Below are 14,220 nucleotides of genomic sequence, written 5' to 3'. Positions count from 1 at the left end.
ATTATAACACTTTTATTTCAAATACTTTTTCATCATTCAAAAAACCTTCTAACATGTCTTTTGAATTAATTTTAGATACACCAGCTGGCGTTCCAGTAAAAATTAAATCGCCTTTTTTCAACGTGAAATATTTAGAACATTCTGCGATTAATGTATTGATGTGGAAAATCATATCTTTAGAATTTCCCGTTTGTACATTTTCACCATTTCGATCTAATTTGAATGCTAAATTCTCTAAATCAAAATTTTCTTTCGGAAAAAAATCTGAAGCAAAGGCAGAACCATCAAAGGCTTTTGCTATTTCCCAAGGAAACCTTTTTTCTTTCAACTCTTGTTGTACATCGCGTGCTGTAAAGTCAATTCCTAAACCAATTTCAGAATAATAACGATCTGCAAATTGCGGTTGAATCATTTTACCAACACGATCTATTTTAATCACAATTTCTGTTTCGAAATGAACTTCTTTTGTGAAACTTGGAATCACAAATGGAAAACCTTTTCTCAAAATTGCAGAATCGGGTTTCATGAAAAACATAGGCGATTCTGGAATAGGATTATTTAATTCCTTTGCATGTTCGACGTAATTTCGTCCGACACAAATAATTTTCATTGTTTAAAAACCGTTTTGTAATTTGATTCGAGTAAAAACTTTCTTTGTGTACAAAGGGAAATCTGCATTCTGAATCCATGAATAATAACCAGGATCTTTTGCAAAAACATCCGTTACAACTTGTCCTTTGTATTTACCAAACGAAATGATTTCTTGGTCTTTATCGTTGTATTGTATAAAGCCTGCTAAGTCAGCTGTTTTGCGTTGAGAAGAAAATTCACTCAAAAATTTATTGTCATTCTCAAGTTCATCATATTTTTCTATTTGAGCCATTAATACTTCGTAAGTCGCTATAGTATCCGCTTCAGCTGAATGTGCATCGATTAACTCTTTATCACAATAATATTTATATGCTGCACTTAAATTACGAGGTTCCATTTTATGATAAATCACTTGTACGTCAATTGGGCGATGTTTTGATACGTCAAAATCAAAACCATTGCGCAATAATTCTTCTGCTAAAAGTGGAATATCAAAACGATTCGAATTATATCCAGCCAAGTCAGAATCTTTGATCATTTCCATAATTTCTGGCGCTAATTCTTTAAAAGAAGGAGCGTCTACAACGTCTTCGTCAGAAATACCGTGAATCAAAGTTGTTTCTGGTGGAATAGGAATTCCTGGATTAACTTTCCATGTTTTTACTTCTTTTGTTCCATCTGTAAAAGCTTTCACAATAGAGATTTCAACGATTCGGTCTTTCGAAACATTTGTTCCTGTCGTTTCTAAATCAAAGAAACAGATATTTTTAGTTAATTTCATTTTGTAATTTCTTTTCTAAAAATGATTGAGATGATGATATATAATAGGATAATTAATGGAATAGCAGCCACTTGCAACCAAGCTACTAAACCAATTGTAATGATTAAGAAAATGTATTTATAATAATTTTCTGCCCAACTCAATCCTTTAAATTTTAAGGCAAATAATGGTAAATCGATAATTAATAAGATACTAAAAACAATAGACACAGCGATTAATAAATACGTATCAATTTCTGGATTGATAATTTGTCCTTTGTTGTAATAAATTGAAAATAATGAAAAAATAAATAAGGTATTAGATGGAGTTGCTAATCCTTTGAAATAAGTACTTTGATCTTCATCTAAATTAAATTTTGCTAATCGTAAAGCAGAAAAAGCTGGTACTAAAAATGCAAATAATGAAAGAGCTGAAATTTTTAAGTTTTCATTTTCATAAATAAAATCAGTTGACAAATGATTAAAAATCGAAAATAACATCAATCCAGGAACTACACCAAACGAAATACAATCTGCTAAAGAATCTAACTCTTTTCCGATAGGACTACCAATATTCATTAAGCGAGCAACCATTCCGTCTAAGAAATCGGCAACTAAAGAAATTATCATCAAAACCATGACAATTGTAACTGTTGTAGTTGTAATTTGAGCATTACTCGATATCATAAAAATGGCTGATAATACACCACACGAAAGGTTAAGTAGTGTTAGAAAGTTTGGAATTGTAAATAATTTCATAAATGAATTTTTCAGGACAAAAATACAAACAAATATTAATCTGAATCCTTTTTAAACACAATAAAACCACTAATTTTGAGTTTTTATATACGTAATTTATCAATTTTGAAAAAAATATTCCTTTTATTATCTGTTCTTGCAAGTCAATTTGCTTTTTCTCAAACTGCACGCAAATACTCGAACGAGTTTTTAAACATTGGTGCAGACGCTCGCTCTTTTGCAATGGGAAATGCGGTTGTGGCAAATATTGGAAATGCCAATGCAAGTTATTGGAATCCGGCTGGTTTAACAGAAATTACGTACGATTGGGAAGCTTCTGCAATGCACGCTGAATATTTTCAATCTATTGCAAAATTTGACTACGCAGCAGTTGCTATTCCGTTGAGAGAAAGTAATTCTACCATAGCTTTTTCGTTGATGCGTTTTGGTGTGGATGATATTCTAAATACAACAGAACTAATCGATAATCAAGGGAATATTAATTACGATAAGATTTCTAAATTTTCTACCGCAGATTATGCTTTGACAATGTCGTATGCGGGAAATGTCTTCAATAATAAAGATATTCAGTTTGGAGTTAATGCTAAAATAGTTTATCGACATATAGGAAAATTTGCAAAAGGATTTGGTTTTGGAATCGACCTTGGATTGCAATATCGTACTGATAATCAAATGTATTTTGGTATGATGGCACGTGATATTACAACAACTTTTAACGCTTGGAGTATTAATAAAGACAAAGTAAAAGAAATTTCTATTGATGAACCAAACAATGAAGGTGAACCAACAATTCTGAACGATTTGCCAGGTGAAAATATCGAGTTAACAATGCCAAAATTACAATTTGGTGTAGGAAAAAAATTCGATTTTAATGACCGTTGGTCCTTGTTAGGTGAAGTGGATATGAGTGTTGAATTTCAACAAACTAATGCAGCAATTTCTGGAAAAGGGTTTTCTATTTCACCACAAGCCGGTATCGAGTTAGCTTATGATGACATGGTTTTTGTTCGCGGAGGATTGAATAATTTACAAAAAATTGAACAATTTGATGGAAAACAAAAAACTCAAATTCAACCAAATGTTGGAGTAGGGTTCAAATACAAAGGAATTTCAATTGATTATGCTTTAACTAATTTTGGTGATAGTGGAATAGGTTTATACTCTAATATTTTTTCTGTTCGTTTCGAAATGGATAAGTGGAGATAGATTAATCAATTTTATTAATTCTATAGACAGTTAAAGAACTATAACCAAAATTTCGATCGTACCATTTTAATGGTTTAGATTTTAAAATTTTTCTTTCGTATTCGTACGGAGAAATATAGAATTCTATAGAATCGCCATCTTTTAATTTCTTTAAACGAATTGAATCATCTTCAAATGAAAAATCAAATTCTTTGTATTTATTTAAATCAATAGTAGCAGTTGCACTTCTTCCTTTAAAACGAATTTCTTTAATTTGATCTTTTAATTCAATCAAACCTTTTTCATTAACAGAAGCATTCATTAATTGATCTTGATCATTCTTTAAAACTGCACCAGAAATAATTGTCAATAAAAAAGGAGAAAAACAAAGTATATGATAGAAATAATATTTCCATGATCGTTTATAAAAAATATTTTTTTTACATTTTGATTCAAAGTATTCTGAAATAGTCAGATTTGATGATGCTCCAAATTCAAATAATTTATCACCTAAATGTATCGTTAAGTATTCTGCATCTTTTTTGTAATTATAATCATACGTAATTTCTGATAAAGCAGTTTTCTTCCAATTTCTGTCAAAAAATCCTTTTGTTAAAACATAATCTTCATGCAATTCGAAATATTCAACAGATAAAGTTTTTTTATAAATATAATAACCTGATATAAACCAGTGAATTATGAAGAAAATAGCAAATTCAAATATGATTTCTTTTATTAGTATATATAATATGATTAGAAATATTGATGAATTTAGTATATAGAACGAATTTTTTAAAATATTGTTTATTTTAAAATCTGAATCATCGTAATTTTTATAAATTAACATAAGGTTATCTCTCAATCGGTAAATTTTCATCAGCGCCCCATTCAGACCAAGAACCATCATAGACTTTTATATTTTCGTAACCTGCAATTGTAGAAGCTAATGCAAGAATAGAAGCAGTAATTCCCGAACCGCACGAAAAAATATTTTCTTTAGACGAATCAGTTAATTTTTCAAAAATAGATTTTAATTCAGCTGAAGATTTATAGTTTTCACCATTTAAAACATTTTCGAAATATAAATTCTTTGAATTTGGAATATGTCCACTTCTCAAACCTTGTCTTGGCTCGGGAGAAACACCTTCGAAACGGCCTTGTGATCGTGCATCTACAATGATTTTTGAATTGTCATTTATCGCATTTAACATAACTTGTGTATCAGCAAACCAATGTTCCTGCAAGTGAGCAACAAAATCACCTTTTTCACGAGGTTGTAAATGTGAAGAAACAGTTTCAAAATTATTTTTTTTCCATTCAGGTAAACCACCATCCAAAACATATACTTCTTTGTGTCCCATCGTTTTGAACATCCACCAAACGCGTGGACTTGAATAAACACCCCATCGATCATAACAAACGATGATAGAATTATCATTAATACCAAGTTGTTGAGATTCTGTTGTAAAAGTATTTTCATCAACCAAAGTATGAGGAAGTTGAATAGAATGATCAGAAAATTTTCCTTCCAAATCAAAGAACACAGAATTTGTAATTAACTCTAATTTTTCGTTTTGCAGGGTTTGACCAATTTTATCAATCGTACAATCTAAAATAATCAAATTATCAAGATGTATGTTTTCTTTTAATTCGATTGCAGTTATTATTGGAGTATCAAATTTCATAGACTAAATAGTATGTTATAAATATAAAAAAACGCAACCATTTTGATTACGTTTTTGAATTATGCATTTATTTATTATATTCCAACAAAAGTAAATGGCTTTGCCTGATGAAAGAGTAGAGAAGTTTCTCCAGCATAAGTTTCATTTTTACTAACGCTTAATCGTTTTGTTGAAGCATTTTTATTAAAATCAATCTTCTTCAAATCAACCCAAAAAGTATTTGGTGTTTTTGTAGTTTCGAAATAATAAACTAAGTTTTTATGATCCGCAACTGATCTCCAACGAGTAGAGGAAATATTCGGTTCGGATTCTGACGAAATTCCTAAAGGAACTGAAACATTTCTGATGACACTAAAAACACTCGCAATTGAAATACGTGTATCTGCAGTTTGTGGAATAGCATTGATATAATAAGATGCACGTACGTAACGATCAGGAGCTCTATTAGTTCCAGGAAGCATTATCGTTCCAGGAATTCCTTTCCAATATTGATTAATGGCTAATTGTTCTTCAAAAATAGGCGAATTAGTCATGACCGTGTAAGATGAATCGTGATGTATTTTTAATTTACCATTTACATATTCAAAAATAGCGTTATCACCTTTAGCATCAGAAATTGAAAGATGTAAAGTTGTAAATTTCTGCGTTCCTGGAATGTAATCAGAAACTACTACAAACTTTTCTTTTCTCAAATCTTCCACTGCTTCATTCACAGTTGCATAGTTATCCAATACATATTGTGCCCATGCAGCAATTGTGACTCCAGGTTTAGATCCTTTTGGATCAAATTTAGGGTATTGACTTTCAACTAACCATAATACATTTGCAACTAATCCTTTTTCATTTATACCATCAGTTGTCGCTATATCCCAAGCACTTGTAATTACACTACCATATTTTGAAGTCCATTTTTCTGATGCATTCCCAACATTTCCGGTGCGATCTAGTCCTCTTGGAAAAATCCAAATGTTGGCATCAATCTCATCTTTCCAATCCATAGAACGAGCAGTAATTACTGTATTTTCTGGACCTTTGTAAACAACTCTTGTACAAGCATCAAGTTTTGGAGCTAATAAAAATAGTAAGTTGGTAGAGAATAATGTTAAAGTAAGTTTGTTGTAAAAATTCTTTTTCATTATGAGGTGATATTTGTGTATCTAAATTTAAGAATTATAATTCTTATATCAGTTATACATGATTGATTTAATATCATAATTACATAAAAAAACGCAACCATGAATGATTGCGTTTGAATTAAATGCTATGTGAAAGATTATTTTTGATTAATCACCTCAACCACTGGTTTACCAATGTTCCCATTTGGCTCTTCAATGTGTAACAAAGCAGACAAAGTAGGAGCGATGTCAGTCATATAAACTCGGTTATTATTTTTACCTTGTTTAATTCCCCATCCCATTAAAACAAATGGAATATGAGCATCGTAAGATCCCCAAGTTCCGTGAGTAGTTCCGCCAGCGTTTAGTTTTCCTCCGTACCATTGTGGATCTAAAATATAGGTAATTGCACCACTTCGTTTACGATTGAAACCGTTGATCATACGTTCTTTAATTTCAGAAGGAATTGATGCATTTCCGATTTTGTCCATATCTGCAACAAAAGAAACACCATCAACTTTTTGCATGAATTTCACAATTTCATCTTTGATATCTTCTTCATCTAAATCATTAGTTTCAATAAGCTGATTATTCAAATGGACTTGGTAATTTGATAAAGAGCGTACAATATCAGCAGTTTTAAATTCAGCTTGTAATTTAGCATTTAAAGCTTTTTTTACTTCTGAAGTTTGAAAATATCCAGCGTTTCCTTTTTTATCTTGGAAATATTTTGGATTATGTGCTCCACCATGATCAGCCGTTAAGAAAACTAAATATTCGCCTTTTCCAACTTTTTGATCCAAATGATTGAATAATTGTTCCAAATCTTTATCTAAACGTAAATAAGTATCTTCCATTTCGATAGTATTTGGTGAAAATTGGTGACCAACATAATCTGTAGAAGAGAAGCTAACTGCTAAGAAATCGGTAATTCCTTTATCGTTTTGACCTAATTTTTCGTTATCAATAATTTCAATTGCGATATCTTTTGTCAACGAGTTTCCGAATGGAGTAGAACGAATTAATCCCAAACCATTTTCTTTTTTTAATTTTTTCAAATCATAAGGAAATTGCATTTTATCTAATCCTTTATACTTCTGTCGATACGGATTTCCATCTTTTTCACTTTGTACATACGTATCAATTGGATAAAGTGTATTCCATTTATCTAAATATTTTTCAGTTACTTTTTTATCATTGAATTTTTGTAACCATTTTGGCAATTCGTTCATATAGAATGTACTCGAAACCCAGTTTCCAGATTCTCCGTCAAACCAAAAAGCAGCATCAGCAAAATGGCCTGCTGGTAAAATTCCTCCACGATCTTTTAATGAAACACCAAATACTTTTGAGCGAAAATTAGTTGCTAATTTCAATTGATCAGGAACCGTAGAAGTCAACAAGTTTTTAGGAGACATTTTCCCTGCTTTAGAAGAAGTACCAACTCCATTAACAGTATCATCTTGTGTACAATACATCTCTTGTCCAGTTGCTTGAATGATAAAATCATTTCCCGCAATTCCATGAATAGCTGGGACAGAACCTGTATAAATCGTACTATGACCAATCGCCGTATAAGTAGGAATATATGGAATATAAGTGTTTTCGTTGCTATAACCTTCGTTTAATAAACGATTGAAACCACCCTGAGAATAACGATCTTGATAACGGTACAAATAATCCCAACGCATCTGATCTACGACAACTCCAACCACTAATTTAGGACGGTTTACTTCTTGTTGTGCATATAAAGAAAGCCCTGCAAAAAGTCCTAAAACACTTAAAAAAGTTTTATTAAATTTCATTTTTAAAATTTTACAAAGACAAATGTAACAATTTAATTTTGGCCGAAATTTAAATAATAATTAAATAATTAGTAAATTAAGCAAAAACATAAAAAAATAGATTATGAGTGCTAAACCCGTTGTAGTCGTTGAGATTTTTGACACGTCAATAGATAAAGTATGGGATGCTTTAACGACAAAACCTGCTTTTGATAAATGGTATTTTGATATTGATGAATTTGTTCTAGAAGAAGGATTTGAATTCGAATTTTACGGAGGTTCGTATTTACATCATTGTAAAATAGTAGATTTTGCTCCACAATCTAAATTAGTATATACATGGAAGTATCCTGTTTATGAAGGAGATTCTGTTGTTACCTTTTTATTAGAAGTGATAGAAAATGAATTTGTTCCTCAAACTAAACTGACGTTAATTCACGAAGGAATTGAGTCATTTCCGCCAGAAGACAAGAATTTTTCTCGTGAAAGTTTTGAAGCTGGATGGTCAGAGATTATCCGAATTAGTTTGAAGAGTTATTTAGAAGGTAATGTAGATGATGATTTGAAAGTTGAATAGAATAAAAAAAGAGACTTCGTCAAGTCTCTTTTTAATTTTTTTTACAGCCGATTATTTTTTGAATAATACTGTGATTCCTTCTTGATTTGGTAAAATCGGACGAGGATCTTCCGCTGTTACTATTCCTGCTTTTTCTTTTCTTAAATTCGCAACCCAAAATGGAATCCAAGAGATAGCTATCGTTGAAAAGAAGATGATACCCCAAAATCCGCATAAAGCGATTACTAAGAATAATAAGAAACCTAAAAATTGAATCATGATTTTATTTTTATGTGATACAAACTTAGTAAATAAAATTTATAGAAATACTAACATTAATCACTTTTCTTTCATCAAACGATTTCTTAAATTTGTGAGATAAGTAAATATAATAAAAATAAAAAATGGAATACAGAATTGAGAAAGACACCATGGGGGAAGTAAAAGTTCCTGCTGACAAATATTGGGGCGCTCAAACAGAACGTTCAAGAAATAACTTTAAAATTGGTCCAGCTGCTTCAATGCCAAAAGAAATCGTTGAAGGTTTTGCTTATCTTAAGAAAGCTGCAGCTTATGCAAATGCTGAGTTAGGTGTATTACCAGTTGAAAAAAGAGATGCTATTGCAGCTGTTTGTGATGAAATCTTAGCAGGTAAATTAGATGATCAATTTCCATTAGTTATTTGGCAAACAGGTTCGGGAACACAATCTAACATGAATGTGAACGAAGTTGTTGCTAATCGTGCTCAAGTATTAGCAGGAGGTAAAATTGGAGAAAGAGAACCTGTTTTGAAAGCGAACGATGACGTGAACAAATCTCAATCTTCTAACGATACTTACCCAACAGGTATGCATATTGCCGCTTACAAAGCTGTTGTTGAAGTAACAATTCCAGGTGTTGAACAATTACGTGATACTTTAGCTAAGAAAGCAGAAGAATTTAAAAGCGTTGTAAAAATTGGTCGTACACACTTAATGGATGCAACTCCATTAACATTAGGACAAGAAATTTCAGGATATGTAGCACAATTAAACCACGGTTTAAGAGCATTAAGAAATACATTAGCGCATTTATCTGAATTAGCATTAGGAGGAACTGCTGTAGGTACAGGACTTAACACTCCAGAAGGATACGATGTAGTAGTCGCTAAATACATTGCTGAGTTTACAGGTCATCCATTTGTTACTGCAGAAAATAAATTTGAAGCGTTAGCTGCTCACGATGCCATCGTAGAAACTCACGGAGCGTTGAAACAATTAGCTGTTTCATTAAACAAAATTGCAAATGATGTTCGTATGTTAGCTTCAGGACCTCGTTCAGGTATTGGTGAAATCATTATTCCAGAAAATGAGCCAGGGTCTTCTATCATGCCAGGTAAAGTAAATCCTACACAATGTGAAGCTTTAACTATGGTTGCTGCTCAAGTTATGGGTAATGATGTTGCAATTACGATTGGTGGAACTCAAGGTCACTATGAATTAAATGTTTTCAAACCATTAATGGCTGCAAATTTCTTACAATCTGCACGTTTATTAGGGGATGCTTGTGTTTCTTTTGACGAACATTGTGCACAAGGTATCGAACCAAATTATGCTCGTATCAAAGAATTAGTAGATAATTCATTAATGTTAGTAACTGCGCTTAATACAAAAATTGGTTATTACAAAGCTGCAGAGATTGCGCAAACTGCACACAAAAATAACTCTACGTTAAAAGAAACTGCAATTGCATTAGGATATGTAACTGCTGAACAATTTGACGAATGGGTAAAACCAGAAGATATGGTTGGTTCTTTAAAATAAGAAAATATAAATCATTATAGTAAAAGAGGTTGCTTTTGTAACCTCTTTTTTTGTACGTATTAAAATAATTGAGAAAAAATTCCTTTATTAAGAGGAAAAATTGTATCTTTAGTAAAAGTTTAAAATTATGGCAACAATAAAACTAAAAAGTTACAAGCAAATCATTGATGAAATTCCTGAAGTAAGAGATTTCACTAATGTCTATTTCTATGTAAATAGTTATAATATCGATCAAAAATACATCAAATATCTAGACGAATTATCTGGTTTAAAAGATGATATTATTTCGAATTGGTTAAATATTACAACGCGTACATATAGAAATTATAAAACAAAAGACGTTTCATTAAAAGACAATACGAAAGAGCATGTTGTTCTTTTAATTTCTTTGTATAAACATGGTTTAGAGGTTTTTAACACAAAAGATGATTTCGAAAAATGGTTAACAACTCCAAACGTTTTATTGGATAAAAAAGCACCAATGGATTTCTTGGATACAGTATCTGGTTTAAAATTCATTGACAATCGTTTAACAGCTATTGAGTACGGAGAAAACGTTTAAGAATGTTAGTTTACAATATACGTAAAGCTAAATATGCAAAATCATTACAAGCTTCTGGTGTTGCCAACAGATGGAACAAAAATGATGAATTTGTAATTTATTCGGGAAGTACACGCGCATTATCAACCTTAGAATTAGTGGTTCACCGCAGTTCAATTACGATTGACAATTCGTACAAATTATTAGTGATTGAAATTGATTGTACAGAAGATGAAATTTACAATGTAAAGGATTCTAAATTACCCAAAAATTGGCAATCTGTAGAGTCTTATCCGAAACTTCAAGAAATTGGATCTGCTTGGTATCAAGATTTTAAATATTTGGTGATGAAAGTTCCTTCGTCAATCATTCCGAAAGAATACAATTATTTAATTAATACAAAACATCCCGATTTTTCTTCGAAAGTAAAAATCAAAGAAATAGAAGATTACAATTGGGATGATCGTTTATTATAAAGCATAAAAAAATCGCCTAAATCTTTAGGCGATTTATTGATTTATGAAGGTTTTAAATCTTTTTATATTTCAATAATAAACTGTTTGTTACAACACTTACACTGCTCATAGCCATTGCAGCTCCTGCAATCATTGGGTCTAATAAAAATCCGTTGATTGGATAAAGAACACCTGCCGCAATTGGAATACCGATTACATTATAAATAAATGCCCAGAATAAATTTTGATGAATAGTCTTAACTGTTTGTGTTGAAAGATTAATCGCATGATTAATTTTTGTTAAATCGCCACCGATTAACGTTACTTCGGCAACATCAATTGCAATATCAGAACCATTTCCCATTGCAATCGAAACATCTGCTTGTGCCAAAGCTGCACTGTCATTAATTCCATCACCAACCATCGCAACAATTCTTCCTTTATTTTGTAAATCTTTGATGATATTCATTTTATCATGAGGTAAAGCATTCGCTACAACTTGGTCAATTCCAACTTGTTTAGCAATTGCATTCGCAGAAAATTCATTGTCACCAGTCACCATCCAAACCTCAATTCCTTTTTCATGAAATGCTTTTATAGCTTCAATAGAAGTTGCTTTTATTTCATCTGAAATTCCAATCAAACCTAAAACATTTTCATTATCACCAAAGAAAGAAGTGGTATAATTTTTAGTTGAAAAATCTTGAATTGTTTGTTTAACATTCTCCTCAATTTGAATGTTCAATTCGTTCATCCAACTTATTTTCCCAACATAATATTCTTTGTTCAAACGAGTTGCTTTTAATCCTTTTCCAGAAACATCTTCAACTTTCAAATCCGATAAATTTTCTTGTTTACCAATATGTGCAGTAATAGCTTTGGCTAAGGGATGTTGCGAATTATTCTCGATGGTATAAAGTATATTTTTAGCAGAATCATCAAACCAAATTAATTCTTGTAATTTAGGTTTTCCTTCTGTAATTGTTCCTGTTTTATCTAAGATAATCGTATCAATTTTCTTTGCCAATTCTAAACTTTCTGCATTTTTAATCAAAATTCCTTGTTCAGCTCCTTTTCCCATTCCAACCATAATTGCAGTAGGTGTAGCCAAACCAAGTGCGCAAGGACAAGCGATAACCAATACAGTTATCATGGATAAAAGTGCCATGGTAAACGCATTTTCTTGACCTAAAACTAACCATGTAATAAAAGTTAAAATTGCTATGATAATTACAATCGGAACAAAAATTCCTGCTATTTTATCCACCAATTGTTGAACTGGCGCCTTACTACCTTGTGCATTCTTCACAGACTGAATGATTTGAGCTAAGAGCGTATCATTACCAACTTTTAAGGCTTTATATTGAATAGGAGAATTTTGGTTCAATGTTCCTGAAAAAACAGTAGCATCAACTCCTTTTTCGACAGGAAGAGGTTCACCAGTTAAAGAACTTTCATCGATAAAAGTTTCTCCAGAAATAATTATTCCATCAACGGCAATTTTATCTCCAGGTTTAGATAAAATCAAGTCTCCAATTTGCACATCTTCAATTTTTACTTCAACTTGATTTCCATTTTTTAAAACAGAAACCGTATTGGGTTGCAGACCTATTAATTTTTTGATTGCTTCAGATGTATTTCCCTTCGCACGTTCTTCCATCAATTTACCAATCAAAATAAAAACGATAATCAAACCAGCTGCTTCAAAATAAGGATGAGCGTGTAAACCTTTGCTGTGCCAATATTCTGGAAATAATGTATTGAAAACACTGAATATATAAGCTACACCAGTACTCAAAGCTACTAAAGTATCCATATTAGCTGTCTTATTTTTCAATTGTTTCCACGCACCAACAAAAAATTGTTGACCGAAAATAAAGAGAATAGGAGTAGAAAGCGCCCACATGATATAATTACCATAAGGCATATTCATAAAAAACATTCCTATAATGAACAAAGGAATACCAAAAACAAGCGCCCATATCACGTTCTTTTTTAGTGATAGGTATTTATCTTCATGAAGTTGTTCTATTTCTTCGTCTTGATTTTTTGATTCATCAATCACTAAATCAAATCCAACCTCAACTAATGCATTTTTTAAATTTTCGGGAGAAGTTAAAGAAGGAATATATTCTATTTTTCCCATTCCATTTCCATAATTCACTTCAGCATTTACAACACCTGGTTGACGTTTTAAATTTGCCTGCGAGCTACTTGCGCATGAAGCACAAGTCATGTTAAGTACGGGGTAATTTATTTCGACAGAATCGATTTTGAAATTATTTTGTTTTAGGATTTGAAAAACTTTAGCTGTTACTTTAGGCATTTTTTTTGCCGTCAGCGAAACACTTTTATTTGATAAATCAATAAAAAAACTATCCAGATTTTCAACTTCAGATATCATTTGGTTCAATTTAGAAACTTGTTCTTGCGTTTCTAAATTAAGAAGCGGTATAATAAGGGTTTGCGTATTCATAATAGTTATTTTATACTACAAATTTCAAGTAATTTTTAAGAAATTATGTTATACAATTGTAGAATAAATTTATAAAATAAGATTATCGTCTTCATAAGGTAAGTCTTGCGGATCTACATCTATAAAATCAGGTTCAGGAAGTTTTTTTAATTGATAAGCATGAATTGAAATATGATCATTTAAATATGCTTTCACGACGCGATGCATGCCATCCATTATTTTTCCTTCTGGACATAAAATAATAGGATACGAAAGATCAGCATCATTTACTAAAATCATATGTTCGGCAATCGATTTACATGTAGGAACATCTCCTTCATTACTGTACCAATAAGGCTCGTTTAATTCGCGGATAGCACTTACAGGAATTTCTTTTGGCAGAATATTTTGTATTAAGCTAATCAATCGATCAACATCCCAAATATAAAGTTGCTGATTGATTCGACGAAAATGATATTGCTTTCTCAACTTAAATGTTTAATAATGATTTTAAATATAAACGAATTATAACA

15 protein-coding genes are annotated in these 14,220 nt (G+C 31.3%); 5 read left to right on the top strand and 10 right to left on the bottom strand.

Features of this window, described 5'->3' with window-relative positions; all coding sequences use genetic code 11:
• Position 1 precedes the first annotated feature (1 nt).
• Genes NZD85_RS02095 through NZD85_RS02085 form a run of 3 tightly spaced genes read right to left on the bottom strand, consistent with a single transcriptional unit; the run spans position 2 to position 2,109 of the window.
• On the bottom strand, positions 2 to 610 hold the full coding sequence (locus NZD85_RS02095) for a fumarylacetoacetate hydrolase family protein (protein ID WP_260543122.1): 609 nt from the start codon (positions 608 to 610) through the stop codon (positions 2 to 4).
• 3 nt (positions 611 to 613) lie between these two features.
• Positions 614 to 1,372, bottom strand: a complete 759-nt coding sequence (locus tag NZD85_RS02090; RefSeq protein ID WP_188320039.1) for a 3'-5' exonuclease — start codon at positions 1,370 to 1,372, stop codon at positions 614 to 616.
• Entirely contained in the window at positions 1,369 to 2,109 is a 741-nt protein-coding gene (locus tag NZD85_RS02085) for a CDP-alcohol phosphatidyltransferase family protein (RefSeq protein WP_260543118.1), read from the bottom strand. The genes NZD85_RS02090 and NZD85_RS02085 overlap by 4 nt, the downstream gene beginning before the upstream one ends.
• A 105-nt stretch (positions 2,110 to 2,214) precedes the next feature.
• Between NZD85_RS02085 and NZD85_RS02080 the strand changes: the two genes are divergently transcribed.
• Positions 2,215 to 3,315: a putative type IX sorting system protein PorV2 gene (locus NZD85_RS02080; protein WP_260543116.1), complete on the top strand. Its 1,101-nt coding sequence runs from the start codon at positions 2,215 to 2,217 to the stop codon at positions 3,313 to 3,315.
• 1 nt (position 3,316) lies between these two features.
• Here NZD85_RS02080 and NZD85_RS02075 read toward each other — a convergent pair whose 3' ends face one another.
• From NZD85_RS02075 to pafA, 4 genes are all read right to left on the bottom strand, one after another.
• Positions 3,317 to 3,928, bottom strand: a complete 612-nt coding sequence (locus tag NZD85_RS02075) for a hypothetical protein (protein WP_225541989.1) — start codon at positions 3,926 to 3,928, stop codon at positions 3,317 to 3,319.
• A 217-nt stretch (positions 3,929 to 4,145) separates the two neighbouring features.
• Entirely contained in the window at positions 4,146 to 4,979 is an 834-nt protein-coding gene (locus NZD85_RS02070) for a sulfurtransferase (RefSeq protein ID WP_260543113.1), read from the bottom strand.
• A 74-nt stretch (positions 4,980 to 5,053) separates the two neighbouring features.
• A complete protein-coding gene (locus NZD85_RS02065) occupies positions 5,054 to 6,115 on the bottom strand; it encodes a linear amide C-N hydrolase (protein ID WP_171622522.1) in 1,062 nt (353 codons plus the stop codon).
• A gap of 137 nt (positions 6,116 to 6,252) precedes the next feature.
• Complete coding sequence (pafA, locus tag NZD85_RS02060; protein ID WP_225541987.1) at positions 6,253 to 7,899, bottom strand: alkaline phosphatase PafA; 1,647 nt, start codon at positions 7,897 to 7,899, stop codon at positions 6,253 to 6,255.
• A gap of 103 nt (positions 7,900 to 8,002) precedes the next feature.
• Between pafA and NZD85_RS02055 the strand changes: the two genes are divergently transcribed.
• The gene (locus NZD85_RS02055; RefSeq protein WP_260543110.1) at positions 8,003 to 8,455 is read left to right on the top strand and encodes an SRPBCC family protein; all 453 of its coding nucleotides are present in this window, start codon (positions 8,003 to 8,005) and stop codon (positions 8,453 to 8,455) included.
• Positions 8,456 to 8,506: 51 nt separating this feature from the next.
• On the opposite strand, the gene NZD85_RS02050 is transcribed toward NZD85_RS02055, so the two are convergent.
• The gene (locus tag NZD85_RS02050; RefSeq protein ID WP_225541985.1) at positions 8,507 to 8,713 is read right to left on the bottom strand and encodes a hypothetical protein; all 207 of its coding nucleotides are present in this window, start codon (positions 8,711 to 8,713) and stop codon (positions 8,507 to 8,509) included.
• A 125-nt stretch (positions 8,714 to 8,838) separates the two neighbouring features.
• On the opposite strand from NZD85_RS02050, the gene fumC reads away from it, so the two are divergent.
• The 3 genes from fumC to NZD85_RS02035 all read left to right on the top strand — a co-directional run bounded on the left by fumC (position 8,839) and on the right by NZD85_RS02035 (position 11,253).
• Positions 8,839 to 10,236, top strand: a complete 1,398-nt coding sequence (gene fumC, locus NZD85_RS02045; protein WP_260543108.1) for a class II fumarate hydratase — start codon at positions 8,839 to 8,841, stop codon at positions 10,234 to 10,236.
• Between the two features lie 127 nt (positions 10,237 to 10,363).
• Positions 10,364 to 10,798, top strand: a complete 435-nt coding sequence (locus NZD85_RS02040) for an antitoxin Xre/MbcA/ParS toxin-binding domain-containing protein (protein WP_171622518.1) — start codon at positions 10,364 to 10,366, stop codon at positions 10,796 to 10,798.
• 2 nt (positions 10,799 to 10,800) lie between these two features.
• Positions 10,801 to 11,253 (top strand): RES family NAD+ phosphorylase, encoded by a 453-nt coding sequence (locus NZD85_RS02035; protein WP_188320045.1) that lies wholly within the window; start codon positions 10,801 to 10,803, stop codon positions 11,251 to 11,253.
• Positions 11,254 to 11,305: 52 nt separating this feature from the next.
• Here the strand turns inward: NZD85_RS02035 and NZD85_RS02030 are convergent, their stop codons facing one another.
• A complete protein-coding gene (locus NZD85_RS02030) occupies positions 11,306 to 13,708 on the bottom strand; it encodes a heavy metal translocating P-type ATPase (RefSeq protein WP_260543104.1) in 2,403 nt (800 codons plus the stop codon).
• A 69-nt stretch (positions 13,709 to 13,777) separates the two neighbouring features.
• Positions 13,778 to 14,176, bottom strand: coding sequence for a hypothetical protein (locus tag NZD85_RS02025; RefSeq protein ID WP_260543102.1), 399 nt, complete (start codon positions 14,174 to 14,176; stop codon positions 13,778 to 13,780).
• Between the last annotated feature and the right edge of the window lie 44 nt (positions 14,177 to 14,220).

The organism is Empedobacter stercoris (genome assembly GCF_025244765.1).
Lineage (GTDB): Bacteria > Bacteroidota > Bacteroidia > Flavobacteriales > Weeksellaceae > Empedobacter > Empedobacter stercoris.
Note: the sequence above shows the minus strand (reverse complement) of the source record. Positions and strands in the feature narration are given on the sequence as shown.

Bases quoted from the DNA above. Each gene is read 5' to 3' on its own strand.
- NZD85_RS02040 (WP_171622518.1), top strand. From the start codon at position 10,364: ATGGCAACAATAAAACTAAAAAGTTACAAGCAAATCATTGATGAAATT.
- NZD85_RS02090 (WP_188320039.1), bottom strand. From the start codon at position 1,372: ATGAAATTAACTAAAAATATCTGTTTCTTTGATTTAGAAACGACAGGA.
- NZD85_RS02085 (WP_260543118.1), bottom strand. From the start codon at position 2,109: ATGAAATTATTTACAATTCCAAACTTTCTAACACTACTTAACCTTTCG.
- fumC (WP_260543108.1), top strand. From the start codon at position 8,839: ATGGAATACAGAATTGAGAAAGACACCATGGGGGAAGTAAAAGTTCCT.
- NZD85_RS02070 (WP_260543113.1), bottom strand. From the start codon at position 4,979: ATGAAATTTGATACTCCAATAATAACTGCAATCGAATTAAAAGAAAAC.
- NZD85_RS02065 (WP_171622522.1), bottom strand. From the start codon at position 6,115: ATGAAAAAGAATTTTTACAACAAACTTACTTTAACATTATTCTCTACC.
- NZD85_RS02055 (WP_260543110.1), top strand. From the start codon at position 8,003: ATGAGTGCTAAACCCGTTGTAGTCGTTGAGATTTTTGACACGTCAATA.
- NZD85_RS02035 (WP_188320045.1), top strand. From the start codon at position 10,801: ATGTTAGTTTACAATATACGTAAAGCTAAATATGCAAAATCATTACAA.
- NZD85_RS02030 (WP_260543104.1), bottom strand. From the start codon at position 13,708: ATGAATACGCAAACCCTTATTATACCGCTTCTTAATTTAGAAACGCAA.
- NZD85_RS02095 (WP_260543122.1), bottom strand. From the start codon at position 610: ATGAAAATTATTTGTGTCGGACGAAATTACGTCGAACATGCAAAGGAA.
- pafA (WP_225541987.1), bottom strand. From the start codon at position 7,899: ATGAAATTTAATAAAACTTTTTTAAGTGTTTTAGGACTTTTTGCAGGG.
- NZD85_RS02050 (WP_225541985.1), bottom strand. From the start codon at position 8,713: ATGATTCAATTTTTAGGTTTCTTATTATTCTTAGTAATCGCTTTATGC.